Origin of the sequence: Acetobacter fabarum (assembly GCF_022483405.1) — a bacterium.
In the GTDB taxonomy this organism is placed as follows: Bacteria; Pseudomonadota; Alphaproteobacteria; order Acetobacterales; family Acetobacteraceae; genus Acetobacter; species Acetobacter fabarum.
Map to the genome: position 1 here is coordinate 1554388 of NZ_JAKVNI010000001.1, position 25731 is coordinate 1580118.

The window sequence follows — 25731 nt, forward strand, 5'->3', positions numbered from 1 at the left end:
CGCTTACAGGTATTTGGTCAGGGCGGCAAAAGCCTGCAAGGCGTCCTCGCGGCTCATCTCGCCTGCGGCAATGGCGTCTATAATGCAGTGCTCAAGGTGGTCCTGCACCAGCATGCGCTTGGATTTGCGGATCGTGCTTTCCACGGCCTCAAGCTGTTGCGCAAGGTCGGAGCAGCTTCGGCCTTCGTCGAGCATGGCAATAACTTTGGCCAGATGCCCGTGGGCCTGTTGCAGTTGCCGCCGGATAAGGGGGTGAGAATGATGAACCATACATTACCCTACCCTGGGGGGGAGGGATAGGCAACGCACAAGCACGCATACCCTCACGATGGTTACACCCTTGCAGTAGGTGCAGGGGGCAATAGGGAGGGGAAGCATTGACTTCTAAAGGATGGAAGTGCTGCCCGCGTCACTCATGGGAAAAGCAGGGCGGGTTGAGCTGACCCTAGATCCAGATGCTGCCCAGCAGCAGAATGGTGCCGACAATCAGCGCTGCCACATGCCGCATGACGTGCTCGGGTGTGTCTTGTGGCAGGGTCAGGTAGAAGTTGAAGCAGTACAGCACCAGCCCCACGCCCAGTACAATACTGATGACGCGGGCTATGGGGTAGGTTGAAATATCCCTTGGGTCAAACTGCATGGTGCTGCCTTACTTTTTTACAGGCGCTCAGCGGCTGGTGTTACGGGTTATGCGCTTACAAAAGCGGATGCGGGGTAGCCCTGCATGAATAGTGCCGTGCGGAGCGAGGTATGGTTGATCTGGGCCGCTACGGCCTGACGCACAACCGGCTTTGCAAAAAAGGCAATGCCCAGCCCTGCGGCGCGCAGCATGGGCAGGTCGTTTGCGCCATCGCCAATGGCCAGAGTAGCCTCGGGGGCCAGCTTGTGGCGCGTGCTGAGTTGTTCCAGCAGGTCCAGTTTGGTTTGCGCGCCCAGAATGGGTAAGCCGGGGGCACCGCTCAGGTGGCCGGTCGCATCGGTCAGCAGGGTATTGGCGTGGTTTTCCTCAAACCCGCAAAGGGCGGCCACGCGGGAGGTAAAAAAGGTAAACCCGCCCGATACCAGCGCCGTGTAGGCTCCATGCGCACGCATGGTGCGCACCATTTCCACCGCGCCGGGGTTCAGGCGCACATCCTGCCATGCTTTTTCCAGCAGGCTTTGGGGTAGACCTTTAAGCAGGGCTACGCGTTCGCGCAGGGAGGTGGCAAAATCCAGCTCGCCGTTCATGGAGCGGGTGGTAATGGCGGCAACCTTGTCCCCAATACCGGCAAGGGCTGCCAGATCATCGAGTGTTTCGTTGGCGACAATGGTGCTGTCCATGTCCGAGACCAGCAGTTTTTTACGGCGGCCCTCTGCGGGGGTCAGTACCACGTCCACCTTGCTGCCAAGATGTGTGTGTAACTGGGCCAGCACGTCTGGCGTGCTGGCCGGGCAGGGAATATCCACTGCCTCCCCGGGGGAGAGGATAACGGTTTCACCCTTGGCACGGATAATATCACGCGCGAGGGAGATTGTGGCGGTATCGAGTGTTGTTGCCTCACGGGGGGCAACAAGGGTCAGAACAAGGCTCGTCATGGCACTTGGGTGTGTGGCAGGAATACGGACATGAAGCAAGCAGAACACCCATGCCCCAGCCCGGCAACCCGCTACACGCAAAGCCAGCCCCCGGCCCTTGTGCTGGCAGGGCCGACCTGTTCGGGCAAATCCGCCCTGGCACTCAGGCTGGCCCAGCAGTTGGGGGGCGTGGTCATTAACGCGGATTCCATGCAGGTTTATAAAGACCTGCGTGTGTTGACCGCCCGCCCGGACGAGGCGGAAGAACAGCGTGTGCCGCACCGGTTATATGGTGTGCTGCCCGCCGCCCATAAGGGGAGCGTGGCATGGTGGCGCGAGCAGGCTCTGGCAGCCATGCAGCAGGCATGGCATGCGGGGCAGTTGCCCATACTATGCGGGGGTACGGGCATGTATATGCGCGCCCTGACCGATGGACTGGCCCAGATTCCACAAAGTCCCCCCGCCGTGCAGCAGGCTGCCCGTGCTCTGGTGGCGGAGGAAGGGGCCCCCGCCGTGCATGAGCGGCTTATGGAGGTGGACCCGCAAACGGCCGCACGCCTCAAGCCAGTGGATTCGCAGCGTGTGGCCCGTGCGTGGGAGGTATGGCAGGCCACAGGCCATGGGCTGGACTGGTGGCTGGCCCAGCCCGGTCTGCCGCCCGCCCCGGCCCGGTTTGTCGCTGTGCGTCTGGACCCGTCCCGGGTGGAACTGCGTGCGCGCATACAGGCCCGGTTTACCGCCATGCTGGAGCAGGGCGGCGTGGAGGAGGTGCGCGCCCTGTTACAACAGAATCTGGACCCGGACCTGCCCGCCATGCGTGCCCATGGCGTGCCCGAACTGGCCGCCATGCTGCGAGGGGAGATTACACAGGCCGAAGCCGCAACCCGTGCCGTTGCCGCCACAGGGCGCTACACCAAGCGGCAGGCCACATGGTTTGCCCACCATCCGCTTACGGCTGAGGGGCTGACCTGTATGGTTAATGCCTGTTTTTCCGATTTTGAGCAATTTTCGGAAAGAAAGTATGATGAAATTGTTTCTTTTATTCTAAAGGGGATTGACGCACCCAATATCGGGTCCTAAACAGGCGACCTGCTCCCAATTCCGGGAAGAGAGGACGCTATGACACGCACAACGGGTTCGACCACACTGGACGCTCAGACAACCACCACCCTGCCGGGTGCGGAAGTTCTTCTGCGCGCATTGGTCGAACAGGGTGTGGAGGTTATTTTTGGCTACCCCGGTGGCGCCGTTCTTCCTATTTATGATGCCCTGTTCAAGCAGAATCACATCCGCCACGTTCTGGTGCGCCATGAGCAGGCGGCTGTGCACGCGGCGGAGGCCTATGCCCGCTCGACCGGCAAGGTGGGGGTGGTGCTGGTGACCAGTGGCCCGGGGGCGACCAACGCTGTAACCGGCCTTCTGGACGCCATGATGGATTCCATTCCGCTGGTCTGCCTGTCCGGGCAGGTGCCCACACCCCTGATTGGTAATGACGCTTTTCAGGAAGCGGATACAACGGGCATTACCCGCCCGGTTACCAAATACAACTATCTGGTGCGCAAGCCTGAAGATCTGGCTCCTGCGGTGCATGAGGCCTTTGCCATTGCCCGCTCCGGCCGGCCCGGCCCGGTGCTGATTGATCTGCCCAAGAACATTACGGTGGGCGATGCCCCTTATGTGGAGGCATACGCCGTAACCCCGCGCACCACCCGCATGGGTTCCCAGCCAGACCGTGCGGCCATTACCCGTGCCGTGGCGGCCATGAAGGCAGGCAAACGCCCGCTGTTTTACACGGGTGGCGGGGTTATCAATTCCGGCCCGCAGGCCAGTGCCGCTTTGCGCCGGTTGGTGGAGCTGACGGGTTTTCCCGTAACATCCACGCTCATGGGGTTGGGGGCGTTCCCCGGTACGGACCAGCGATTCCTTGGTATGCTGGGCATGCACGGGACGTATGAGGCCAATCTGGCAACCCACGGCTGCGATGTGCTGATCGCCCTTGGCAGCCGGTTTGATGACCGGGTAACCGGGCGGCTGGATGCGTTCTCCCCCAGCTCGTTCAAAATCCATGTTGATATTGATCCCTCCCAGATCAACAAGATCGTGCATGTCAACGAAGGCATTGTGGGGGATGTCGGGCAGATTATCGATCTGATGATCGAAGAGTGGGAAAAACAGCCCGCTTACGCCCATAAGTCTGACTTGGATGCCTGGTGGACACAGATTGAAAGCTGGCGCGCGCTGGACTGCCTGCGCTTTGGGCAGGACAAGGCCCCCGATGCCGTGATCAAGCCGCAGCAGGCCATCCAGCGGATTTATGAACTGGCACGCCAGACCGGGCGGGATACGTACGTTTCCACCGAAGTCGGGCAGCACCAGATGTGGGCTGCGCAGTTCTTCCGCTTTGATGCCCCCAATCGTTGGCTGACATCGGGCGGGCTTGGTACCATGGGCTACGGCCTGCCTGCCGCTGTTGGCGCGCAGATTGCGCACCCCGATGCGCTGGTTATGGATATTGCGGGGGAAGCCTCAACCCTGATGAACATTCAGGAACTGGGGACCATCGCGCAGTACCGCCTGCCGGTTAAGATTTTCATCATCAACAACCACTACATGGGCATGGTCCGCCAGTGGCAGGAACTGCTGCACGGTTCGCGCTATTCGGAAAGCTATTCCGATGCCCTGCCGGACTTTGTAAAGCTGGCGGAAAGTTTCCATGCCACCGGCCTGCGCGTGACCCGGCTGGACGAGCTGGATGCCACCATCCAGAAGGCGCTGGAGCATAATGGCCCCGTGCTGGTGGATATTTGCGTGGCGGAGGGGGAAAACTGCTTCCCCATGATTCCATCTGGTGCCGCCCATAACCAGATGATCCTTGGCCCGGAGCAGGAAGCAAGCAGTGCCACGATCAGCAAGGAAGGGCAGATGCTGGTCTGATTGGCCAGTTCTGTTCTTTTAGGTTCCGTCTTGTCCCTTCTGCCTTGATTGCGAGAAACATGAGTATGCAGGTCGAAGTTTCCGGTTCCGCTGTTATTTCCCTTCTGGTGGATAACGAGAGCGGGGCTCTTGCCCGTATTGTGGAGCTGTTCTCGGGCCGTGGTTACAACATCCAGAGCCTGACCGTGGCTCCGGTGGATGAGCATGGTCACACCTCCCGTGTGAACATTGTCACCACGGGCACGCAGTCTTCCATCCGGCAGGTCAAAACGCAGCTTGAGCGGCTTGTGCCCGTCTCGCGCGTGGTCAACCTTACGGCGGAAGGGCCTTATGTTGCGCGGGAAATGGCTCTGGTCAAAGTGGTGTCCTCTGGCGAACCACGGACCGAAGCCCTGCGCATTGCACAGGCTTTTCGGGCACGGGCGGTTGATACAACCGCTAGTTCCTTTGTGTTTGAACTGACCGGCTCCACAGACAAGCTGGACAGTTTTATTGAGCTGATGCGCCCGCTCGGGCTTGTTGAGGTGTCCCGCACCGGGGTTGCCTCCATTTGCCGCGGGCCGCAGACAATTCAGAACTTCTGAAGTATAGACAGGTGCAACGCCGGGGACTGACCCCCGGCAACAGGGAGAAAAGTATAATGGCTATGCGCGTGTATTATGATCGTGACGCCGACGTTAACCTGATCAAGTCCAAAAAGGTGGCCGTTATCGGTTACGGCAGCCAGGGCCATGCCCATGCCAACAACCTGAAGGACAGCGGTGTTTCCGACGTTGTGATCGGCCTGCGTGAAGGCTCCACGGCAACGGAAAAAGCCCGCAATGCTGGCTTTACGGTTATGACGCCCGACAAGGCCGCTGCTTGGGCAGACGTTGTTATGGTGCTGACCCCCGATGAAGGCCAGGGCGCACTGTACACCGAATCCCTGGAAAAGAACCTCAAGCAGGGTGCAGCACTTGCCTTTGCTCATGGTCTGTCCATCCACTTCCGCCTGATCGAAGCCCGCCCTGACCTGGACGTGTTCCTGATCGCACCCAAAGGCCCCGGCCACACCGTGCGTTCCGAATACCAGCGTGGCGGCGGCGTGCCCTGCCTGGTGGCCATTGCACAGGACAAGTCCGGCAAGGCTCTGGACATCGCCCTGTCCTACGCATCCGCCATTGGTGGTGGCCGTGCAGGCACGATCGAAACTTCCTTCAAGGAAGAAGTGGAAACCGATCTGTTTGGTGAACAGGCCGTGCTCTGCGGTGGTCTGGTCGAGCTGATCCGCGCTGGCTTTGAAACGCTGGTTGAAGGCGGTTACGCCCCGGAAATGGCTTACTTCGAATGCCTGCACGAAATGAAGCTGATCGTGGACCTGATCTACGAAGGCGGCATTGCCAACATGAACTACTCCATCTCCAACACTGCAGAGTATGGTGAGTACGTGTCCGGCCCGCGCGTGATCACGGCGGAAAGCAAGAAGGCCATGAAGGACATCCTGACAGACATCCAGAACGGCACCTTCGTGCGTAACTTCGTGCTGGAAAACAAGTCCGGCAACGTGTTCTTCAAAGCAACCCGCGCTCGTAACGATGCCCACCAGATTGAAGCCGTTGGCGAAAAACTGCGTGGCATGATGCCCTGGATCGCCAAGTCCCGTCTGGTTGACAAAACTAAGAACTAAGACCGCGACCCTTACGGCGTTTACGCTGTGCTTAAAGGCTCCCCCACCCGCAGGTGGGGGAGCCTTTTTTGTATCTGCACCGCTCCCAGCCTTGCAAAGGAGGGCGCATTGCGTGCCGGGACTGGCTGAAAAACGGTAGTCTTCAAATTGTTGTAGGGGTCATTGTTATCCTGCGTGACGGCTCTTTATGATCTTGCTGACCCGCAAGAGAAATGGAGAGTGTTGACGATGACAACCCTTGGTCTGGTTGATGAACAGCAGCGCGGGATGGTGGCGTCGTTTCCAGCCTTCAACCCTGAGCAGGATGATCTGGCAGAATTCCGCCGTGCTCTGGTTGAAGGCACAACAGAACTCCTGCAGTCCGCAGCAGCCAGATTTGAGGGGCGCATCATCCCCGGCCCCAAAGGTGCGCCAGATGTGCGGATTATCCTGTTCCGCCCCGTGGATGTTCAGGGCGTTGTGCCTGTTATTCTCAATATTCATGGTGGCGGCATGATCGCGGGCACGCCAGACATGCAGGCCGGGGCACTGGAGCGCCTTGCGGCAGATACGGCGGCTCTGGTTGTGTCGGTTGATTACCGGCTGGCGCCGGAAACGCCTTTTCCCGGTGGTCTGGAGGATATTTACGCCGCGCTGGTATGGCTGCATGAGCACGCGCGGGCGCTTGGGGCAGACCCCGCGCGCATTATGGTTATGGGTGACAGCGGGGGCGGTTGCCTTGCGGCGGCTACCGCTCTTCTGGCACGGGACCGCGCACAGGTAAGGCTGTGCGGTCAGGCCCTGATCTACCCTATGCTGGACCTGCGCACAGGCAGCCCCGATGCCCCGGGGGATGACCCCACAACCGGGGAGTTTGTCTGGACTCGCGCACAGAACCGGCACGCATGGTCCGCAGTGCGGGGGGCGCTGGCAGCGGATGACCCGCGGTTTGCTTACCTGTCCCCCACCTTTATGCAGGATCTGTCGGGGCTGCCTGCAACATTTATCGTAACCGGTGCGCTGGACCTGTTCCGGGATGAGGATGTGACGTTTGCACACCGCCTGTGGCATGCAGGCGTGCCAACCGAACTGGTGGTGTATGCCCGTGCGGTCCATGGGTTTGATCTGCTGCCTTCTGCGCTGGCCGAGCGTTGCCGCCATGATCTGGTGGCTGCCGTGCGGCGCATGCTGGGAACGTAACGCGCACAGGCAGGCTTCTGGTTGAGCACTCATGCTGCTGGGTTGGCCTGCTGGCTGGCATGCAGTGGAGCCATACTGGCTGTTGAAGCGGGTGTCGGGGGGCAGGCACACTCCCGTTTGCCTATGCCGGTCATTGCCTTGCCGGAAAAAGTGATGAGCAGGAAGTGAACACCCGGCACAGGATATGCGTTGCATAAGTGTACGGCGAACACGCGAAGGAGACCGTGGTGACAAATGATTCAACCGTGAAAATACACACAACGGAATCCGGTATCCCGGTTTCGAGCGATGAGCACTCGCTCACTGTTGGCGCGAATGGTCCCATTGTTCTGCATGATCATTACCTGATCGAGCAGATGGCGGCCTTTAATCGCGAGATGATCCCCGACCGCCAGCCCCATGCCAAAGGGAGCGGTGCATTTGGTACGTTTGAAGTCACGCACGACATGAGCGCGTACACCTGTGCAAAGTTTTTGCAGCCGGGTGCGAGGACCGAGGTTGTGGCCCGGTTTTCAACCGTGGCAGGGGAGGCTGGCAGCCCCGATACATGGCGGGACCCACGCGGTTTTGCCCTGAAGTTTTATACGGATGAAGGCAACTTTGATATGGTCGGCAACAATACGCCGATCTTCTTTGTGCGCGATCCGCTTAAGTTCCAGCATTTCATTCACTCCCAGAAGCGCCGGGTCGATAACGGCCTGCGTGATAACGACATGCAGTGGGATTTCTGGACCCTCAGCCCCGAAACCGCACATCAGGTTACCTGGCTTATGGGGGACCGGGGTATTCCGGCGTCATGGCGGCATATGGATGGTTTTTCCAGCCATACTTACATGTGGGTCAATGCACGGGGGGAACGGTTCTGGGTTAAATACCACTTCAAAACCGATCAGGGTATTCAATGCCTGACGCAGGAGCAGGCTGGTAAAATTGCTGGGCAGGACGCGGATTATCACCGCAGGGACCTGTACGCGGCAATCCGGCGTGGGGAGTATCCAAGCTGGACGCTCAAAATGCAGATCATGCCGTATGAGGATGCCAAAACCTACCACATCAACCCGTTTGATCTGACCAAGGTCTGGCCGCATGAGGACTATCCGCTGATCGATGTCGGCAGGCTCACGCTTGACCGGAACCCAACGGATTTCCATTCCCAGATCGAACAGCTTGCGTTTGAACCGAACAATTTTGTACCCGGCACTGGCCTGTCGCCAGACAAGATGTTGCTCGGCCGTGCGTTTGCTTATGCGGATGCCCACCGTGCGCGCCTTGGCGTGAATTACAAGCAGATCCCGGTTAACGCACCCAAATGTCCCGTTCATGGGTACACCAAGGGCGGCACAATGCGCATGAACCCCGCGCACGACCCGGCTTATGTACCCAACTCCAAAGGTGGGCCGGTGGCGGATGCACAGCGTTTTCCAGATAACGCAGTCTGGGCGGCCGATGGGGCCTTTGTGCGGGAAGCCTACACCTTACGCGCCGATGATGATGATTTTGCGCAGGCCAATACCCTGATCAACCGCGTTATGGACAGTGCCGCGCGGGACAGGCTGGTGAGCAATGTTGTCGGCCATGTTCTACAGGGTGTTGAAGAACCTGTGCTGTCACGGGTGTTTGAATACTGGACTAATATTGATGCCACCATAGGCCAGCGCGTGCGCGATGGCGTGGCAGCTGCACGGGACTAACCCCGTGCGTGCGGTAACCGGGGCAGGCATGGCAGCGTTATGCCATGTCTGCCTGTAAAAATAGCCGTATTATTCAGGCCGTTTTTTGGGATGCAGCGCGTGCAGCCTGTTTTTCTTCCTCAGTCCAGACCCGGCGCTCACGCTTGACCTGCGGTTTGACCTGCTTGACCGGCCCGCCACCCAGCACGGGCGCGCGCATGGTGGAGTTCCGGGCGTCTTCTGAGTGCCATTCATGCTCGGTATGGACGGTCAGGGTCTGCCCGATCTCCCGTTCCACATCATGGAGCCATGCGCGCTGTTCGGCATCGCACAGGGTTACGGCAATGCCACGTCGCCCCGCACGCCCGGTGCGGCCTATGCGGTGGACGTAACTTTCGGGCAGGCTTGGCAGGTCGTGGTTAAAAACATGCGTGACTGTATCTACGTCAATCCCGCGGGCTGCAATATCTGTTGCAACCAGAACCTGCACCGTGCCCTCACGGAACGCATTGAGCGCGCGCTCCCGCTGCCCCTGTGAGCGGTTGCCGTGCAGGGCTTCCGCCGTAATCCCGGCATCGGTCAGAAAAGAGCAGACTTCGTTGGCAATGTTTTTCTGCAAGGTAAAAACAACCGCCTGACCAATATCAGGTTCCTGCAACTGTGCGAGCAGGGCTGTTTTTTTGTCGGCGGCATTCACAAACATGACCGACTGTTCAATCCGGTCCACGGTGGTGGAGGGGGGGGCAATTTCCACCTTGGCCGGGTCGTGCAGCAGGTTTTCCACCAGTGCGGCAATGGATTTGGGCATGGTAGCGGAAAACAGCACGGTATGCCGGTCTTTGGGCAGGGTTGCCACAATCCGCTCAATCGGTTTGGCAAAGCCCATATCAAGCATCTGGTCGGCTTCATCCAGCACCAGGGCTTCAAGCTGAGACAGGTCGCAAAGCCCCTGCTCGATCAGGTCCAGCAGGCGTCCGGGTGCGGCAACAAGAATATCCACACCATCCTTGAGCGCGTTGACCTGATGCATCTGGCTTACGCCGCCAAATACCGTTGTGACGCTAAAGGGCAGGTTGCGGCCAAAGTTTTCAAAACCATCGGCAATCTGGGATACAAGCTCGCGCGTGGGGGCCAGGACCAGAATACGCGCTCCCCCTTTGAGGGCCGGGCGCGGGTTTGCGGCAAGGCGGTGCAGGAGCGGCAGCGCAAAAGAGGCTGTTTTGCCCGTGCCTGTTTGTGCCAGCCCCAGCAGATCACGGCCTTCAAGCAGCAGGGGAATGGACTGGGCCTGAATGGGGGTGGGGCTTATGTAGCCTGCCTCGGCCAGTGCAAGGAGCAGCGGCTCCATCAGGGAGAGGTCGGCAAAAGTCATGGACATGGGAAAGCGGCGCCTCCGGCGCTCAGTAAAGCTGCGCCTGATGGGGCATCGCGGGATGAAAACTGACGCTTTTTACGGAGGATGTCTGGCCGGGTCAATATAGCGGGAGGGTGGTCTTTTGGCAGAATGTCCTATTTTACCATTTTGCGGATAACGCCCATAAGTTCCTCCAGCGCTTCCTCGCCGCCGTTTTCAGCAATGGCGGTGCGCACGCAGCCTTTGGCGTGGGATGTCAGGATTTGCACCCCCACGCCATCCAGCGCGGATTTGACGGCGGAAAGCTGGGTCAGAATATCCACGCAGTAGCGGTCATCCTGCACCATGTTCAGTATCCCCCCGACCTGTCCCTCAATCCGTTTAAGGCGGTTGATCAGGGCAGTCTTGTCCGGCTGGGTTACGTGCCGTTCCGTGCTGGCCGGGGTGGGGGGTGTGCAGGCATGGCAACCGGGTTTGTCTGTGGACATGGGCTTCTACAGGCTGTTCTGAACAAAAAGAGGCAGGGGCCGGAACGGGGCAGGGGCTTTTCAAGCCCCGCAGCAGTTCCGGAGTGTGATCTTGCTCCCTGTGTAGAATGTCTGCGCGCCGGACGCAAAAGGGAGTGTGTGGGTCAGGCGCTGGCAGGGGTTAGAACCACGTGCGCACGCCAAAGGTAAAGCGGATGTCCTCTGGCCCGTTATCGGCTGTGCCGTGCCAGTTTGGCCTGCGGTTTGCGGTGTTGCCGTAATGGCCGGCATAGGTCACGGCAATATAAGGGGCTATTTTGCGCTTGAATTCGTAACGTAGGCGTAAACCCGCATCAATGTCGGAAAAACCCCGGCTGACGTCGCGCTGGGCATCGGTATGGGAATAGAAGTTGAACTCTGCCTGAGGTTGCAGGATCAGGCGGTTGGTAATCAGCAGGTCATAAGACCCTTCCAGCTTGCCCGCCACACCTTGGGCATTAAAGTAGGCTGTGGCTGATACATCAAAAAAGTACAGGGCAAGCCCCTGTACCCCAACAGCCCCCCACGCACGGGTTGGGCCACTATCCAGATCCAGCCGCACACCGGCCTGTAGGTCAAAATAGGTGGAAATGGCGTGGTCATATAAAAATTCGTGGTCGCCATCACTCATATGGCGGTGCCCGTCCACCGTGCCTTCGGACTTGATCCAGAGCTTGTCGTGGTCGGTGCCAAACCAGCTCTGCCCGGAATAACGCAGCAGGCTGTCCCCCGCAGTATAGCGGCCTTCGAACTGCTCCATCAGAACATGGAAATAAGTGCTGTGGTCCATGACCGGGGGCATGTTGTGCACATAATGCACGACTGGCGTTGCCGGTGGGGTAGCCGGCCACTGGCTGCTGGGTGCCAGGGGGGGTAGACTCACGCGGAATGTAGTGGGGTTCGGGGGCTGTGTGCTCACCCCGCTGGTGGCGGAAGTGGCCGGGTGGGGCGTGCTGGCATGGGTGGTAGGCGCAGGTGGGGCCGCCGTGTGGGAGGGAGCCGCAGGGTGCGCCGCACCATGGGTGGTGGGCTGCGGGGCCGGGTGGGCTGGCATATCCATGCCCTCGCTCATGTCCATACCGGGCATATCCTCCATGCCTGCCATACCCGCCATGGCGGGTTGTGGGCTGGCAGCTCGGGCGGGGCTGGTGTTGGGCAGGTTTATGCCAAGCAGCAGCAGGGCCGCGCAGGCGGCGGGGGTGTATCTGCTCATGACACCACCACTGTGCGGAACATGCCAAGGTCCATATGGTAGAGCAGGTGGCAATGATAGGCCCACAATCCGGGCGTATCGGCCGAAACAAGGTAGCTGAGCTTGCTGCCTGGCTGCACGATAATGGTATGTTTGATCGGGTTGTAAGCGCCTTGCCCGTTTTCCAGTTCGCTCCATAACCCGTGCAGGTGAATGGGGTGTTCCATCATGGTGTCATTGATCAGGGTAAAGCGGACACGCTCGCCCAGCCGCAGGGGAATTGGCTCTGCTTCGGAGAACTTTTTGCCGTCAAAGCCCCATATGTAGCGCTCCATGTTGCCGGTCAGGTGGAGCGTGATCTCCCGCGAGGGGGGGCGTGTGTCCGCCACCGGGTGCAGGGCGCGCAGGTCGGCGTAGGTGAGCACCCTGCGGCCATTATCGCGCAGTCCATCCCCCGGGTCAGCAAGCCGGTCGGTGGGCATGCGGGCAATGTTCTGGTTTTCAACATTCAGCGGCGGCGTGTGGGCGGCAAGCGGTTTGGGGGCGGACATATCCATGCCTTTCATGTCCATACCCTGCATGGAGGAGGGCATGCCCATGTCCAGCATGGTGCGCACGGGGCGTGGGTCCATGGGGGGAATGGCGGCCCGCATACCTTGCATGGGGGCCAGCGTGCCGCGCGCAAAGCCCGTGCGGTCCTCCGTCTGGGCAAAAATGGTGTAGGCTCTGCTGTCCGTAGGCTGCACGATGCAGTCGTAGGTTTCGGCCACACCAATGCGGAACTCATCAACCCGCACGGGTGCTACGTCGTTGCCATCGGCCTGCACCACATCCATTTGCAGGCCGGGAATGCGGATGTCGTAAAAGGTCATGGAAGAAGCGTTGATAAAGCGCAGCCTGACCCGCTCGTTCGGGCGGAACAGCCCGGTCCAGTTGGTATCGGGCGTGCAGCCGTTCATCAGGTAGGTGTAAATAATCCCGGTTACGTCTGAAATATCGGTGGCGGACATGTTCATGCCCGCCCATTGCAGGCGGTTTTTTATGGCGGCCCCCAGACCATCCCGCTTGGCGTCATGCACAAGGGAGACAGCCGTCCGCTGGCGGAAGTTGTAGTAGTCGTCCTGAAATTTCAGGTTATTCATAATGTCGTGCGGGGCCACGTCCGACCAGTCGGAGAGAAGAATAACGTAATCCCGCTCCCATGTTGTGGCCGGTGGGGTGCGGGGGTCTATGATAATGGCCCCATACAGCCCCCGTGCTTCCTGCATGTTGGAATGACTGTGGTACCAGTAGGTTCCGCTCTGTTTGACGGGAAAACGGTACGTAAAGCTCCGCCCCGGCGCAATGCCGCCAAAGCTCAGGCCGGGTACGCCATCCATATCGGCCGGGCAGCGTATGCCATGCCAGTGGATGGAGGTGTCCTCGGCCAGATGGTTATGCACGTTCAGGGTTACCGTCTCCCCCTCGCGCCAGCGCAGGGTGGGGCCGGGCATGCTGCCGTTCATGGCCGGTATGGTCTGGGTTTTGCCGGCAATGGTGCAAGCCATCGGGCTTATGGTCAGGTCATAAACCTGCTGTGGGTTGGGGGGAATAATGGGGTCAAACAGGGTATCCGCCTGCGCACGGGGTGTGGCAGGCAGGGTGGCCATGGCGGCAAGCGCGCTGGCACCAGTTATAAACTGGCGGCGTGCAATGCCCCTGCCATGGCGGAGGGAGGAATTGGGCATGGTCTGGTCCATACTGCGCGCTCTGCACGGGGGCAGGGCGTCTGGCTGATCGGGCGGAGCTGTGGCTCCGGCGGATGTGTCAGGCCGTGTGCAGTCTGGGTGGGCGGAGCAGGGGGGCGGCCCTGCGGTCGGGCAGGGTCGGGGGTGTTGCAAAAACCGGGCGTGCCCGGGTGTGCCACAACAGGCCATTGGGCAGCATGCCAACCGCTGTATCAACAACAGACAGGGCATTCCCCGTCATGCAGCATGCGCCGTGGTGGTGCATAAGGTGGTGTGTGGCGGCCGTGGTTGTGGGGCAGCTTATGGCTGCTGGTGTGCGGCTGTGCAGGGGGGCTGTGCCCGCCATGCTGTGTCCGGCCATGTGCATGGCTGTATGGGCCATGGCAGGTTGTGCCGCCCGCGCGGGTGTATGCGCAGCCCAAAGCCCCAGTGTTGCGGCCAGCACAAGCAGGCAGCCCATCACCATCTGATGCAGGAAAGAACGACACAGCATCTTTTAAATATACCCCTAGGGGGCATATATGGCAAGAAGAATGGATGCGGTTCCAACCCGACCACCCCCTGTGCGTAAGCATGTTTGGCCCCGGTCTGTGCGACCACGGGCGCGGAGCAACAAGAGCATGAGCCAGATTGTCAGTTTTCCCATAGAGGGCATGAGCTGCGCCAGCTGTGCCACCCGGCTGGAAAAAGTGCTTAACCGCCAGCAGGGCTTGCAGGCGTCGGTCAATTTTGCCACGGCAAGGGCGCAGGTCACGCTGGAGGACCCCACCACCCAGTTGCCACAGGTGTTTGCCGCCGTGCACAGCGCGGGCTTTGCGCCCCAGACGACCAGTGTGGATCTGGCCCTGACCGGGCTGACCTGTGCTTCCTGCGTAAGCCGGGTGGAAAAAGTGCTTAATGCCCTGCCGTCTGTTCAGGCATCGGTCAATCTGGCGACCGAGCGTGCGCATGTCAGTTTTGTGCCCGGTGTGGTGGATACCGCGGCCTTGATCGCGCGGGTGGAAAAAGCGGGTTACGGCGCAACTCTGTACAGCCAGCAGGACCCGGATGCGCAGGCAGCGCAGCACAAGGCCGCGTTGCGGGATGAATGGCGTAATTTTGTGCTTGCCGCAGTGCTGAGCCTGCCTTTTGTGGGGCAGATGCTGGGCATGCTGGCAGGGCTGCACACAGCCATGCTGCCCTTGTGGGCGCAATGTGTGCTGGCAGCCATTGTGCAGGTCTGGTGTGGGCGCTCCCTGTATGGCGGGGCCATGCATGCCTTGCGCAGTGGGGCTGCCAATATGGATGTGCTGGTGGTTATGGGCACGGGCATTGCTTTTGTGTTCAGCACCGTTGTCATGCTGTTTGGCCTTGACCAGCCTGTGTATTTTGAAACCAGCGCACTGGTCATGACCCTTGTTCTGCTTGGGCGGCTCCTGGAGGCCCGCGCCAAGGCCCGTGCCAGCGCAGGTATGCAAAGCCTGCTGCACCTGCAACCCCGCACGGCACAGGTGGAGCGCAATGGCCAGTGGGTGGAACAGCCGGTGGAACAGCTTGTGCCCGGTGACGTATTTATGGTTCGCCCCGGTGAGAGCGTTGCCGTGGACGGGCAGGTGCTTGATGGTCAGTCCGATCTGGATGAGGCCATGTTAACGGGGGAAAGTGCTCCCGTTGCCAAAACCGCAGGGGACCGCGTGTTTGCAGGTACGCTCAACCAGACCGGGGCATTGCGTGTGCAGGCCACCAAGGTTGGCACGCAAACCGTGCTTTCGGGCATTGTGCGCATGGTGGAGCAGGCACAGGGCAGCAAGGCCAGCGTGCAGCGTCTGGCCGACCGCGTAGCGGCTGTATTTGTGCCCGCCGTGCTGGTGCTGGCCGTGCTGGCCCTTGGTCTTGGCTGGGTTATCACGCATGACTTCGGGGCCAGTCTGGTCAATGCCGTGTCCGTGCTGGTTATTGCCTGCCCGTGCTCTTTGGGGCTGGCAACGCCCACGGCCATTATGGTTGGCACGGGCCTTGGCGCACAGGCTGGTATTCTGTTCCGCAATGCGGATGCGCTGGAACAGGCCCGCAAGATGGACATTCTGGTTACGGACAAAACCGGCACGCTCACCATGGGACGGCCCGGTGTGGTGCAGGTGCAAAGTGCGCAGGGTGTGGCGGAACAGGCTATGCTGGGGCTGGCCTGTGCGCTGGAGCAGAGTTCCGAGCACCCGCTGGCCCGCGCCATTGTGGCCTACGCCACGGAGCGGGGTGCCCAGCCTGCGGCCCTGAGCGACTTTAAAGCCATACCGGGGCAGGGGGTGCAGGCCCGCGTAGATGGGCAGGATGTGCATATGGGCTCGCTGGCCTACATGCTCCAGCTTGGCTACCCGGTTGACCATACCTTGACCGATGGCTGGCAGGCACGGGGGCAGAGCATTGTTGCACTGGCCCGTGCCGGTGCGGTGGTTGCTTATTTTGGGCTGGCTGATCAGGTGCGGCCAGAAGCCCAGCTTGCTATTGCCGCCTTGCGGAGCGAGGGCCTGCGGGTTGTCATGCTCAGCGGGGATAACGCGCGTGCAGCGCAGGCTGTAGCCCGGCAGGTGGGTATTGATGAAGTCGTGGCTGATGTGCTGCCAGATGGCAAGGCCGCCCAGATTGCGCGGTTGCGGGCCGATGGCCAGCATTGCGTAGGCATGGTGGGGGACGGCATTAACGATGCGCCAGCCCTTGCGCTGGCCGATGTTAGCTTTGCTATTGGTGCCGGGGCCGATATTGCGCTCGAAACAGCCGATGTCGTGCTTGTGCGCAGCCAGTTGACGGCACTGGTGGATGCGCTCTCGCTGTCCCGCGCAACGGTTTTCAAAATCCGGCAGAACCTGTTTTTTGCCTTTATTTACAACATACTTGGCCTGCCATTGGCGGCCTTTGGGCTGCTGGACCCGGTCTTTGCCGGGGCAGCCATGGCCATGAGTTCCGTCTCGGTGGTCAGCAACTCCCTGCTGCTCAATCGCTGGAAGCCGCGCAAGGTCTGGTCCGCGTAATCTGCCTGTAGTCCAGCCTGCTCCCCTGTGCCCGGTGGTTCAGGCGGGCAGGGTGGGAGTTGTGCTGCCCAGCAGCAGGCTGCTGGTATGGGGCCGCCATTCGCCCGTGTTTTCGTCCCGCCCCTGTAGGTAGAGCCTGCGGGGCGTGCCAGCCGTGGTGGGCTGTGCGGCCTCGCGCAGGAAGACCTCCATATCCTCGGACTGTTTGCGGTTGATCAGGCAGCATAGCGGTGTATCGGGGAAGGATTTGAGCAGGTTGGCCGTGCTGCTTTCCCCCGCAAAGATCATCAGGGGGGGCTGTTTACGCTTCTGTTCAAAATGGAGGCGGATCAGCTCGGTTTTTCCAACTCCTGCGGGGAATGGGTAGTGGGAGACCTCGGTGGGTTCCATAACGCCCTTGCGCTCGACCAGCCGCGCGCCAAACACATGCTCGTGCCGCAGGTTGTAGCCGTATTCGGCCGAGGTGGCGAACAGGGCAATCAGGTCCTCCAGTGCGGAAGAGCAGATAATGGGGTCTATCCCGTGTTCCTGCAAAATCTGGAGCAGGTTGCCCATTTCGGGCGTTAGCCGCAGCATTTGCGTTATGTCTGCCTGCACAGGGCCAGCCTTGCCGGGGCGGGAGGCAGGGCAGACCCACCTCTGGTTGCTGATCGACGCCCCAAGGCACCATTCATTGGCGGCGCGGCTCAGGGTAATCACATCGGTCTGGGTTTGCCCCGCAACCAGCCGGATCAGCCATTGCTGTGCCGCATCGGGGCCATGCAGGGCGGCCACCGCCTGATGGCAGAATGCCATACGTGCCCTGAAGGCCAGCATGGCGGGGTTGTCCTGTAATTCCTCACGCGCAATGGGGTGGGGCATGTGCCCGTAGCGGGCGGCCAGTGCGCTGTAATCCTCTACAATATCGCTCACAAGGTCGGGAAAAGTAACCGGCTGCCCGGCAAGGTTTGCAAAGGGGGCAGGCAGGGGGTGGCTGGATGCGTGCACATGGATCAGGCTGCGGAACTTCTGGGCTGGCAGCAAAAAGCAGAAGTGTTCCAGCATGAACAGGAACAATGTCTGCTGCACATCACCCACTATGGCGGTGTTGTTCCAGTCCATCACCACATAAGGGGGGGCGTTGCCATTATAGGTGTCGGAATAATGGCCATGCGCGTTAATGAGTGCCTGAATGGCCTCCCGGAGCGGGGGGTGCCACTTTAACTCCTCCAGTTCGGGCGGAGGGCGGTCCATCAGGTCGGGTATGCTGGTGGCCCGTCCGGCTGTGGGGGCGGCCAGAAGCGCGGTCAGGCCCAAACCAAATGTACGGCGGTGCAGAACAGGGCGCATACAGATTCCAGACTGACAGATAAAGCGGTGCAGCCCCCTATTGAAAGGCGGGAACACGCACGGTCAAGTCATGTTATGCGCAATGGACAAAAAGACACGGGCCAGAAGATGCTCAGCCAGACCCGCTACAGGGCAGCACACATGACCCCGGCAGCCTATACCGGGGCCATATGGCGTTGCTGTTGGTTTAGACCTGAGAAGGCAGCAGGCGGGCCAGTGCGCGTTTGCGGCCGATAAGGGGGAGCAGGTCGCGCAGTTCAGGCCCGTGTTCTTCCCCCGTCAGGGCAACACGCAGGGGGTGGAACAGGCTTTTACCGCTGCGGCCTGTTTTGTCCTTGATCGCGGCTGTCCACGCCTTCCATGTTTCCACATCCCACGGTTCGGGCGGGAGCAGGGCTGCGGCATCCTGCAAAAACGCTTCGTCCTCTTCCTGCACGGGGGGAATAATGTCCCCCTCCACAACGTTCAGCCACAGTTTGGCTTCCGAAAGCAGGTCGATATTGCTGCGAATAGCCAGCCAGAAGGCTTCCGTAGCCCCTTTGGGCAGTTTGTCGGCCACCGCGGCAAAGGGAAGCTGGGCAAGGTAGCGGTGGTTCATGGCCAGAAGCTGGCGCGTGTCAAACCGTGCAGCCGAGCGCGAGATATGTGACAGGTCATAGCTCTGGGCCAGCGCATCAAACGGCATGAGTGCCGGGTCGTCCGAACTGCCAAGGCGTGCGAGGTAGGAGATCAGGGCTTCCGCCTCCACCCCGTCCTGACGCAGGGTGCGCAGGGAGCAGGCATCAAACCGTTTGGAAAGCTTGCCGCCGTTTTCATCCAGCAGCAGGGGCAGGTGGGCAAAGCGGAAGTGGTCGGGGCGCGCGCCCAGAGCTTCGGCTATGTCAATCTGCACACCGGTATTGGTAACGTGGTCTTCCCCACGGATAATGTGGCTGATCCCTGTTTCCAGGTCATCCACAACCGAGGCCAGCGTATACAGCACCGTGCCGTCGGTACGGACCAGAACCGGGTCGGAGACAGATGGCAGCTTGACCTGACATTCCCCCATAACAAGGTCGCGCCAGCGCACAATGCGGCCAGAAAGTTTGAAGCGCCAGTAAGGCACCTTGCCATTGGCCTCGGCCTGTGCGCGCTGCTGCTCGGTCATTTTGAGCATGGCGCGGTCATACACAGGAGCACGGCGCTGGCGGATCTGGGTTTCGCGCTTTGCGGCCAGTTCCTGCTCGCTTTCAAAGCAGGGGTACAGGTGCCCGGATGCCTTGAGCTTTTCAATGGCGGCAGCATAGCGGTCCAGCCGCTCGGTCTGGCGGAAGGTCTCGTCCCACGTAATGCCCATCCATTCCAGATCCTGCTGGATGGCACCTACCAGTTCCTCGCGCGAGCGACCGGTATCCGTATCATCAATACGCAGTTGGAATTTGCCCTTGTTGCGGCGGGCAAACAGGGCGTTGGCAAGGGCAAGGCGGGCATTGCCAACATGGAGAAGGCCCGTAGGGCTGGGCGCAAAGCGGAGTTTCATAACAGGGGCTTATGCCGTGAATGGGCTGGAAAGACCAGCGCGAAGGAAACATAAAACAGGGGCAGGGGTGGCATGCCGGGTGGGGCTGCCTGCCGCTGCCGCCTGTGGGCGGGAATTAGTGCAGGTTGTGCAGGCCGGGGTCGAACGTGTCCGTGTCGTCCTCTTCCGCTCCCGCATCTTCTTCATCTTCAAGCAGGATGTCTTCCCCGTCCACCAGCCGGCGGGGGTCCAGCATGCGCCAGTCACGTTCCATGGGGGTTGCCGGGGTTGCGGTAAAGTCATCCAGTTCGTTGGCGGAGCGCCAGCCATCGTCTTCTGCGTCTATAACCACGGCGTCCTCGCCAAAGCTGGTCCATGTGTCCAGCACGTCCTTGGCGGAGGCACCGGGCGTGCGGCAGCGCTCCACACTGTCACGCACATAGGCGCGGGCAAAGGCGTTGGCGTGGGCAAGGTCATGAAAAACGCCAACCTCTTCCACAATATTGTCTTCGGCGCCGCCGGACAGGTCCAGAATACGGACTTTCCAGCCCTGCTCCTGAGGGGCTTCGGTTTCGCTCATGAGGTTTTCCTAGCTGTCTTTTTGTTGCGGGCGGAGGCAAACAGGAATTCGCGCCCGATTTTAACCCGCTCAACACCGTTGTACGAAATAATATCGGCTGTGGCGTAGGTTTCGTTCCATATTTCGGGAATGAACGAGCCTGTGCCAACAACATCTATGGGGGCATGCGCATCGGCCATACAGGCGCATTTGGTGACCCCAAAGCCCGAGGAGGCAATAATCCGCACCTGTTGGAACCCTGCCTCGTCCAGTGCTTCACGCATTTTCCAGATGGATGCGGCGGAAACGCCTGTGCCAATCAGGTAGCGCAGCTCACGGTCCGAGCGGTAGCGGCGCAGGGCCTCGGGAGCGTGGCGGTTGACCACGGTATAGGATTCCTGCGGGTTCAGCCCTTCCATAAACCGGCCGCCATGCGTATCCAGCCGCACGGCAATGCGGCCTGCTTTGGCCAGGTCTTCAAACCGGCGGCATACGGCCAGTGCGTCGGTTATTTCCTGCCCAAAATAGTCTACCAGCACCACAAGGTCGGAATCGGGGAATGTCTCGTGGAACATTTCCGCCGCCCGCACGGTGGAACCCGCATACCCAATAAGCGCGTGGGGCATGGTGCCTGCGCCCTGTGTGGTGCCAAAAAAGGCGGAAACGGCATCATTGGCTGTGCCAACAAAACCTACCGCCCCGTCCTGCTGGGCAGCCCGCCCACCAACCGAGGCCGCATAGGCCATAAGTTCCTGCATTTCGTAGCCTGCACAATGCCGGGCATCCATGGCCAGAAAGCGGGTTTGTGGCAGGGAGAGCGCCATCTGGTAAGCCCGCAGGGCCGCAACGCAGGAACTTCCCAGCTTCTGGAGCAGAAGTGTTTCCAAATCCGCCAGATGCAGGAACGAGCCGGTCACATAGACCAGCGGTTCCCCCGCCCCAACCCATTCGCCCTCGGGGTGGAGCAGGTCCACGGTGTAATGGCTACCGCGTTCGGCCATAACGTTCTTCAGCCATTCCAGCATAATGCCGGGGGCGGAAATAACAGGACAGCGCAGGAAAAAGGCGTAAGTGACCTCACAATCCCCAAAGTGGCTGACAATCTGACTGGTGCGGTTGAAGTAGGAATCCGTGCGTGCCCGGATTTCTGCATCTGTCAGGGCGGTTGCGGCCTGTGCCGTAGTAATGCCGGGAGCCGTTACGCCAGAGGGGGACTGCGTCATTGCTGAAATGCTCTTTTCTGCCAAATACACTGCACAGATGATGGGTGTGATGGAGGGTGGCGTAAAGACCACCCCCCGCTTCTGTGATCAGGCAAAGAGCAGCGCGGCCTTAGTTGCGGCCGGTCAACTCCTCCGCGATCAGGAATGCCAGTTCCAGAGACTGTTCGGCATTCAGGCGCGGGTCGCAGAAGGTTTCGTACCGTGCGCCAAGGTCTGCTTCGGTCAGGCGCTGGGCACCGCCTACGCATTCGGTCACGTTCTGGCCGGTCATTTCCAGGTGAACACCGCCAGCAGGTACGCCTTCGGCTGCGCACACGGCAAAGAAGCCTTTGACTTCCTTCATCACCGCATCGAACGAACGGGTCTTGACCTTGTTCTCGGTCGAGATGGTGTTGCCGTGCATGGGATCGCTGATCCATGTCACAGGCTGCCCCGTTTCCTTGACCGCCCGCATGAGCGGGGGCAGGAACTGTTCGATTTTTTCCGCCCCCATGCGTGAGATCAGGGTAATGCGCCCGGCCTCGCTCTGGGGGTTGAGGATGGTGGTCAGGCGTTTGATGTCTTCCACGCTGGTGGTGGGCCCAACCTTGATGCCAATGGGGTTGCGCACCCCACGCAGGAACTCCACATGCGCGCCATCGGGCTGGCGGGTGCGGTCCCCGATCCATACAAAATGGGCCGAGCAGTCATACCATTCGCCCGATGTGGAATCGACGCGCGTCAGGGCCTGCTCGTAAGGCAGCAGCAGGGCTTCGTGCGAGGTGTAGAACTCGGTTTCGTCCACCTGGGCGGAGGAGGCTGCGTCAATCCCGCAGGCCTGCATGAAGGCAAGGGTCTCACCAATCCGTTCGGCCATGGTGCGGTAGCGGTTGGCCAACGGGGAGCGTTCCACAAAACCAAGGTTCCAGCGGTGCACTTCGTGCAGGTTGGCATACCCCCCGCGAGAGAAGGCGCGCAGCAGGTTCTGGATTCCGGTGGACTGGAAATACCCTGTTTCCATCCGTGCCGGGTCGGGAATACGGGCTTCAGGGGTGAATTCCGGCCCGTTGATGATGTCCCCCCGGTAGGATGGCAGGCTGACACCATCTATCGTTTCCATATCGGAAGAACGCGGTTTGGCGAACTGGCCAGCCATACGGCCAAGCTTGATGACCGGCACCTTGGCCCCAAAGGTGAGCACCACGGCCATTTGCAGCAGCACACGGAAGGTGTCGCGCACAATATCGGCCTTGAACTCGCCAAAGCTTTCAGCGCACGGGCCGCCCTGAAGCACAAAGGCCTTGCCCTGTGCAGCCTGAGCCAGATGGTTGCGCAGGCGGCGCACTTCACCAGCAAAAACCAGCGGTGGGTAGGCGCTCAGCCGGTCCTCAACGTTTTTAAGGGCCGCTGCGTCCGGATAGGTGGGAATCTGCTTGAACGGAAACGAACGCCAGCTATCCGGCATCCAGGTCTCAGACGTCGGGTTGGGCTGGGTGAGCGTAGCACTCATAACGCGTTCCTGTTCAGTTGGGCTGATTACACACAAATGGTAAGCAGATGGGTAAAAACAATCTCTCTTGGGCATGAATTTGCCAAAGGCGGCTGCCTTTATGTCTAATATGCACAAATTACGCAAATAGCGTTTGCTGGCCCAAGCCATGTTCTGGTCAATGGTGTGGCATCTGCCCCACTCTTGGCCAGAGGATTTGGATTTTTGCACTTTTGGTGTGATAAGGGGGACCAGTATGGAACCTGCGCGGCCATGTGCTTTATGGTTTGTGTGGGGTGTTTTTTCTTTTTTCTTGCGGGGTAACGCGCAATGGCGCAGCTGCGTAGACCGTTTGTAAACGTGATGTCCGGCCTTCTGGTGGGGGCCAGCCTTGTGGGGGCAGTAAGTGTTGCTCACGCGGACCCCCTGATGACCCCCAATGACGATGTTTCCTTCTCCGAAGGGAATGGCAACATGGACACGGGCGCGGGCAAATCAACCGAAGCAAAGACCGTGCACGGGCACCGTAGCCTGCCCCCCGGTTATCAGGATGCTCCGTCCATGGAGTTCCAGCATGGGGATGACCCGGACCATCTGGCCAAGGTGCACAGGGATTCGGTCACAGGCTCGGACCTGTCCCGCTATGGTTCCGCTTACCAGAGTTCCGGCCCGTTTGGTTCGGGGCAGGTGGGGGATTCCACAGGCAATGGCTGGGTTACCCCGCGCTAAGCTGGTGTGGGTTCGTCCTCTATAAGACGAATATCGGCCTGGCCACTGGTCAGGTCGGTCAGCTTTGCACAGACGTCCTGTTGCAAAGCCTGTGGGAGCAGAAGCTGGAACCACGCTCCGTTTTCATCAAAAACGGGTGGTTCGGCCTCCACTCCCCACTCAGGCAGACGGGCCTGAATAATTCCCAGTAATGAAAACGGGCAGTGGAACCCAAGCCTGATCCGCTCGATCAGCTCTTCCTTCGGGGCTTCACGCAGGCATTCGGCTGCCGTGCCGGCATAGGCCCGCACCAGCCCACCCGCACCCAGTTTGATCCCCCCAAACCAGCGGGACACCACAATAGCTACGCGGTCCAGCTTTTGGGCAACAACCACCTGCAAAATCGGGCGGCCTGCCGTGCCCGAGGGTTCTCCCGCATCGTGGCAGCGGCAGTGGGGGCCAAACTGCCATGCCCAGCAATGGTGGGTGGCGTCCGGCTCGGCAGCGGCAATGCTGGCAATAAACGCATCGGCTTCCGCAATGCTGGCAATGGGGGTTGCACGCGCGAGAAAACGGCTTTTTTTAATATCCCGTTCCAGCAAAAAAGGGCCGACCAGCGTTTGTGTCATGCGCCCTTCTTATCCTTTCCGTTCCGGTTCGGGCAAGTCGGGCGGGGGCAATGCGCAGCTTCACGAGGGGCATATGCCAAAACTGGGGGCTGACAGTCTTTTGTAACAGGAGTAACGCGGTAACAGATGTTAACCTGTGTTACGCTAGCCCGGAACTGGCAAACCCTGCCACCAGAGGTCTGAACAAAGGAGAAAGCACCCACATGATGCCGGTATTCCGTAAAAAATGGAAAATCCTGTTTGGCTTGTGTGCGCTTGCACTGCCCCTTATGGCCGGTGTGCCCGCCCACGCCGATGGTGACCCGCTTAATGGTGGGGATGATGATGACACGGACGCCCACCGCGCCTCCAGCATGCATAATCTGGCAGGCAAGCTACCTTTGCCACGCGCGCATAAGGACTTTAGCAAATACCGTTTTGTGCCGCCGGGGGACAGGGTGGTGGAACAGGCCGATACAAACCGGCTGCTGTTCTGGACCAAAGGCGGCCAGCCAGATGGGTATGCCCAGCGGCGCGGGAGCAGCGTGATTTATTACAACGCCCAAGGGCAGGCTGTGCGGGTACAAAGGCTGACAGCGCAGGAAATGAACGACTAAATGCCTCGCCCAGCCCATGGTGCTGTTCAATCAGAGCCAGAGGCTGGGAGGATACCCCTGTAGCCCCGTTAAAAAGGGGCAACAGGGGCGTGTTTTCAGGCTGTGGTGGCAATCAGTTCCAGAATGGAAGCAGACGACTCCTCAATGGAGCGGCGTGTTACATCTATGACTGGCCAGTTATGGCGGCGGCATAACCGCCTTGCCCAGTGCAGTTCTTCCTGCACTTTTTCCAGATCAATATAGGCGTAATCGGTTATGGCCTCTGGGCGGGACTTGCCCGGGATCATCTGGTTCAGGCGGTTGCGGCGGATTTCAATCAGCCGTTCGGGGTCTATGGTCAGGCCAATAACCGGCTTGGTTGTGGTAAACAGGGCTTCTGGTGGTTCTATGCCCATAACCAGAGGTACGTTAGCAGCCTTTATGCCCCGGTTAGCCAGATAGAAGCAGGTCGGTGTTTTGGAAACGCGTGAGACGCCAACCAGAATAACATCCGCCTTGTTCAGGCCGCGTGTTTCCTGCCCATCATCATGGGCCAGCACATAATGCATGGCCTCAATGCGCTGGTAGTAGTTTTCGTCCATAATATACTGGCCGCCGGGGTGGCGGGTTGCCTCTTCCCCGGTTTCTTCAGCCAGAAAGTTCAGGGCGTTGTCCAGCACGTCCAGAAGCCTGATCTGCAGGCTGGCGCAACCGGCTTCCATATCCGCCTGAAGGATCGGGTCTGTCAGGGTGGACATGACCGGCCCACGGTTATTGGCAATATGCCGCAAAACCCGCCGGAGCTGGATCTGGGTGCGGATCAGGTTCCAGTGCCGTAGCCGGACTTCAGTGTTGGGGAACTGCGCAATGCAGGCCCGTGCCACGGAATCGAGCGTTTGCCCCGTAGCCTCGGAAACGAGGTGGAGAGTAAGAATTTTTTGCATGGTATCAGATT

At 60.0% G+C, this 25731-nt stretch carries 24 protein-coding genes; 9 read left to right on the plus strand and 15 right to left on the minus strand.

Annotated features, from left to right (window positions below):
- Positions 1–3 precede the first annotated feature (3 nt).
- The 3 genes from LKE65_RS07315 to serB form a co-directional block, all read right to left on the minus strand.
- Complete coding sequence (locus LKE65_RS07315) at positions 4–270, minus strand: metal-sensing transcriptional repressor (RefSeq protein WP_086645614.1); 267 nt, start codon at positions 268–270, stop codon at positions 4–6.
- Positions 271–445: 175 nt separating this feature from the next.
- A complete protein-coding gene (locus LKE65_RS07320; RefSeq protein WP_086645613.1) occupies positions 446–640 on the minus strand; it encodes a hypothetical protein in 195 nt (64 codons plus the stop codon).
- A 47-nt stretch (positions 641–687) separates the two neighbouring features.
- The gene (gene serB / locus LKE65_RS07325) at positions 688–1575 is read right to left on the minus strand and encodes a phosphoserine phosphatase SerB (protein ID WP_278740862.1); all 888 of its coding nucleotides are present in this window, start codon (positions 1573–1575) and stop codon (positions 688–690) included.
- A 30-nt stretch (positions 1576–1605) separates the two neighbouring features.
- Between serB and miaA the strand changes: the two genes are divergently transcribed.
- The 6 genes from miaA (at position 1606) to LKE65_RS07355 (ending at position 9024) form a co-directional block, all read left to right on the plus strand.
- Complete coding sequence (gene miaA, locus LKE65_RS07330) at positions 1606–2634, plus strand: tRNA (adenosine(37)-N6)-dimethylallyltransferase MiaA (RefSeq protein ID WP_278740863.1); 1029 nt, start codon at positions 1606–1608, stop codon at positions 2632–2634.
- 39 nt (positions 2635–2673) lie between these two features.
- Positions 2674–4488 carry a biosynthetic-type acetolactate synthase large subunit gene (gene ilvB / locus LKE65_RS07335; RefSeq protein ID WP_278740864.1) on the plus strand — a complete coding sequence of 605 codons (1815 nt, stop codon included), beginning with the start codon at positions 2674–2676 and terminating at the stop codon, positions 4486–4488.
- A gap of 65 nt (positions 4489–4553) precedes the next feature.
- Positions 4554–5072 (plus strand): acetolactate synthase small subunit, encoded by a 519-nt coding sequence (ilvN, locus tag LKE65_RS07340; RefSeq protein WP_086645705.1) that lies wholly within the window; start codon positions 4554–4556, stop codon positions 5070–5072.
- 62 nt (positions 5073–5134) lie between these two features.
- The gene (ilvC, locus tag LKE65_RS07345) at positions 5135–6154 is read left to right on the plus strand and encodes a ketol-acid reductoisomerase (RefSeq protein WP_278741803.1); all 1020 of its coding nucleotides are present in this window, start codon (positions 5135–5137) and stop codon (positions 6152–6154) included.
- Positions 6155–6382: 228 nt separating this feature from the next.
- The gene (locus LKE65_RS07350) at positions 6383–7333 is read left to right on the plus strand and encodes an alpha/beta hydrolase (protein ID WP_278740865.1); all 951 of its coding nucleotides are present in this window, start codon (positions 6383–6385) and stop codon (positions 7331–7333) included.
- A 245-nt stretch (positions 7334–7578) separates the two neighbouring features.
- A complete protein-coding gene (locus tag LKE65_RS07355; protein ID WP_278740866.1) occupies positions 7579–9024 on the plus strand; it encodes a catalase in 1446 nt (481 codons plus the stop codon).
- Between the two features lie 73 nt (positions 9025–9097).
- Here the strand turns inward: LKE65_RS07355 and LKE65_RS07360 are convergent, their stop codons facing one another.
- From LKE65_RS07360 to LKE65_RS07380, 5 genes are all read right to left on the minus strand, one after another.
- Positions 9098–10381 (minus strand): DEAD/DEAH box helicase, encoded by a 1284-nt coding sequence (locus tag LKE65_RS07360; RefSeq protein WP_278740867.1) that lies wholly within the window; start codon positions 10379–10381, stop codon positions 9098–9100.
- 131 nt (positions 10382–10512) lie between these two features.
- The gene (locus LKE65_RS07365; protein ID WP_086645607.1) at positions 10513–10845 is read right to left on the minus strand and encodes a metal-sensitive transcriptional regulator; all 333 of its coding nucleotides are present in this window, start codon (positions 10843–10845) and stop codon (positions 10513–10515) included.
- A 160-nt stretch (positions 10846–11005) separates the two neighbouring features.
- Complete coding sequence (locus tag LKE65_RS07370; RefSeq protein ID WP_408744092.1) at positions 11006–11917, minus strand: copper resistance protein B; 912 nt, start codon at positions 11915–11917, stop codon at positions 11006–11008.
- 155 nt (positions 11918–12072) lie between these two features.
- Positions 12073–13782 (minus strand): copper resistance system multicopper oxidase, encoded by a 1710-nt coding sequence (locus LKE65_RS07375; RefSeq protein ID WP_278740868.1) that lies wholly within the window; start codon positions 13780–13782, stop codon positions 12073–12075.
- Between the two features lie 79 nt (positions 13783–13861).
- On the minus strand, positions 13862–14275 hold the full coding sequence (locus LKE65_RS07380; protein ID WP_278740869.1) for a hypothetical protein: 414 nt from the start codon (positions 14273–14275) through the stop codon (positions 13862–13864).
- 127 nt (positions 14276–14402) lie between these two features.
- Between LKE65_RS07380 and LKE65_RS07385 the strand changes: the two genes are divergently transcribed.
- Positions 14403–16787, plus strand: a complete 2385-nt coding sequence (locus tag LKE65_RS07385) for a heavy metal translocating P-type ATPase (protein WP_278740870.1) — start codon at positions 14403–14405, stop codon at positions 16785–16787.
- A 39-nt stretch (positions 16788–16826) separates the two neighbouring features.
- Here the strand turns inward: LKE65_RS07385 and LKE65_RS07390 are convergent, their stop codons facing one another.
- From LKE65_RS07390 to LKE65_RS07410, 5 genes are all read right to left on the minus strand, one after another.
- A complete protein-coding gene (locus LKE65_RS07390; RefSeq protein WP_086645603.1) occupies positions 16827–18116 on the minus strand; it encodes a lipoprotein pyruvate-formate lyase in 1290 nt (429 codons plus the stop codon).
- Positions 18117–18303: 187 nt separating this feature from the next.
- Complete coding sequence (gene gltX, locus LKE65_RS07395) at positions 18304–19635, minus strand: glutamate--tRNA ligase (RefSeq protein ID WP_278740871.1); 1332 nt, start codon at positions 19633–19635, stop codon at positions 18304–18306.
- Between the two features lie 115 nt (positions 19636–19750).
- Positions 19751–20194 (minus strand): hypothetical protein, encoded by a 444-nt coding sequence (locus LKE65_RS07400; RefSeq protein WP_095349226.1) that lies wholly within the window; start codon positions 20192–20194, stop codon positions 19751–19753.
- On the minus strand, positions 20191–21396 hold the full coding sequence (locus LKE65_RS07405) for a nicotinate phosphoribosyltransferase (RefSeq protein ID WP_253527917.1): 1206 nt from the start codon (positions 21394–21396) through the stop codon (positions 20191–20193). The genes LKE65_RS07400 and LKE65_RS07405 overlap by 4 nt, the downstream gene beginning before the upstream one ends.
- Before the next feature lie 109 nt (positions 21397–21505).
- Entirely contained in the window at positions 21506–22885 is a 1380-nt protein-coding gene (locus LKE65_RS07410; protein ID WP_086645600.1) for a class II 3-deoxy-7-phosphoheptulonate synthase, read from the minus strand.
- Between the two features lie 309 nt (positions 22886–23194).
- Here LKE65_RS07410 and LKE65_RS07415 point away from each other — a divergent pair, with 309 nt between their 5' ends.
- A complete protein-coding gene (locus tag LKE65_RS07415) occupies positions 23195–23593 on the plus strand; it encodes a hypothetical protein (RefSeq protein ID WP_086645599.1) in 399 nt (132 codons plus the stop codon).
- Here LKE65_RS07415 and LKE65_RS07420 read toward each other — a convergent pair.
- Entirely contained in the window at positions 23590–24201 is a 612-nt protein-coding gene (locus LKE65_RS07420; protein WP_278740872.1) for an IMPACT family protein, read from the minus strand. The two genes, LKE65_RS07415 and LKE65_RS07420, sit on opposite strands and share 4 nt — an antisense overlap.
- Before the next feature lie 203 nt (positions 24202–24404).
- Between LKE65_RS07420 and LKE65_RS07425 the strand changes: the two genes are divergently transcribed.
- On the plus strand, positions 24405–24797 hold the full coding sequence (locus tag LKE65_RS07425; protein WP_233129051.1) for a hypothetical protein: 393 nt from the start codon (positions 24405–24407) through the stop codon (positions 24795–24797).
- A 95-nt stretch (positions 24798–24892) separates the two neighbouring features.
- Here LKE65_RS07425 and LKE65_RS07430 read toward each other — a convergent pair whose 3' ends face one another.
- Positions 24893–25720 carry a pyruvate, water dikinase regulatory protein gene (locus LKE65_RS07430; protein WP_086645597.1) on the minus strand — a complete coding sequence of 276 codons (828 nt, stop codon included), beginning with the start codon at positions 25718–25720 and terminating at the stop codon, positions 24893–24895.
- Positions 25721–25731 lie beyond the last annotated feature (11 nt).

What these genes read in the sequence shown, in the direction of transcription:
- LKE65_RS07380 (WP_278740869.1), bottom strand. Translation starts at nt 14,275, where the DNA reads ATGCTGTGTCGTTCTTTCCTGCATCAGATGGTGATGGGCTGCCTGCTT.
- LKE65_RS07420 (WP_278740872.1), bottom strand. Translation starts at nt 24,201, where the DNA reads ATGACACAAACGCTGGTCGGCCCTTTTTTGCTGGAACGGGATATTAAA.
- LKE65_RS07320 (WP_086645613.1), bottom strand. Translation starts at nt 640, where the DNA reads ATGCAGTTTGACCCAAGGGATATTTCAACCTACCCCATAGCCCGCGTC.
- LKE65_RS07405 (WP_253527917.1), bottom strand. Translation starts at nt 21,396, where the DNA reads ATGACGCAGTCCCCCTCTGGCGTAACGGCTCCCGGCATTACTACGGCA.
- LKE65_RS07385 (WP_278740870.1), top strand. Translation starts at nt 14,403, where the DNA reads ATGAGCCAGATTGTCAGTTTTCCCATAGAGGGCATGAGCTGCGCCAGC.
- LKE65_RS07370 (WP_408744092.1), bottom strand. Translation starts at nt 11,917, where the DNA reads ATGCCAGCCCACCCGGCCCCGCAGCCCACCACCCATGGTGCGGCGCAC.
- LKE65_RS07375 (WP_278740868.1), bottom strand. Translation starts at nt 13,782, where the DNA reads ATGCCCAATTCCTCCCTCCGCCATGGCAGGGGCATTGCACGCCGCCAG.
- LKE65_RS07430 (WP_086645597.1), bottom strand. Translation starts at nt 25,720, where the DNA reads ATGCAAAAAATTCTTACTCTCCACCTCGTTTCCGAGGCTACGGGGCAA.
- miaA (WP_278740863.1), top strand. Translation starts at nt 1,606, where the DNA reads ATGAAGCAAGCAGAACACCCATGCCCCAGCCCGGCAACCCGCTACACG.
- gltX (WP_278740871.1), bottom strand. Translation starts at nt 19,635, where the DNA reads ATGAAACTCCGCTTTGCGCCCAGCCCTACGGGCCTTCTCCATGTTGGC.
- LKE65_RS07425 (WP_233129051.1), top strand. Translation starts at nt 24,405, where the DNA reads ATGATGCCGGTATTCCGTAAAAAATGGAAAATCCTGTTTGGCTTGTGT.
- serB (WP_278740862.1), bottom strand. Translation starts at nt 1,575, where the DNA reads ATGACGAGCCTTGTTCTGACCCTTGTTGCCCCCCGTGAGGCAACAACA.
- LKE65_RS07360 (WP_278740867.1), bottom strand. Translation starts at nt 10,381, where the DNA reads ATGTCCATGACTTTTGCCGACCTCTCCCTGATGGAGCCGCTGCTCCTT.
- ilvB (WP_278740864.1), top strand. Translation starts at nt 2,674, where the DNA reads ATGACACGCACAACGGGTTCGACCACACTGGACGCTCAGACAACCACC.
- LKE65_RS07415 (WP_086645599.1), top strand. Translation starts at nt 23,195, where the DNA reads ATGGCGCAGCTGCGTAGACCGTTTGTAAACGTGATGTCCGGCCTTCTG.
- LKE65_RS07390 (WP_086645603.1), bottom strand. Translation starts at nt 18,116, where the DNA reads ATGCGCCCTGTTCTGCACCGCCGTACATTTGGTTTGGGCCTGACCGCG.
- LKE65_RS07350 (WP_278740865.1), top strand. Translation starts at nt 6,383, where the DNA reads ATGACAACCCTTGGTCTGGTTGATGAACAGCAGCGCGGGATGGTGGCG.
- LKE65_RS07365 (WP_086645607.1), bottom strand. Translation starts at nt 10,845, where the DNA reads ATGTCCACAGACAAACCCGGTTGCCATGCCTGCACACCCCCCACCCCG.
- LKE65_RS07315 (WP_086645614.1), bottom strand. Translation starts at nt 270, where the DNA reads ATGGTTCATCATTCTCACCCCCTTATCCGGCGGCAACTGCAACAGGCC.
- LKE65_RS07400 (WP_095349226.1), bottom strand. Translation starts at nt 20,194, where the DNA reads ATGAGCGAAACCGAAGCCCCTCAGGAGCAGGGCTGGAAAGTCCGTATT.
- ilvC (WP_278741803.1), top strand. Translation starts at nt 5,135, where the DNA reads ATGCGCGTGTATTATGATCGTGACGCCGACGTTAACCTGATCAAGTCC.
- ilvN (WP_086645705.1), top strand. Translation starts at nt 4,554, where the DNA reads ATGCAGGTCGAAGTTTCCGGTTCCGCTGTTATTTCCCTTCTGGTGGAT.
- LKE65_RS07410 (WP_086645600.1), bottom strand. Translation starts at nt 22,885, where the DNA reads ATGAGTGCTACGCTCACCCAGCCCAACCCGACGTCTGAGACCTGGATG.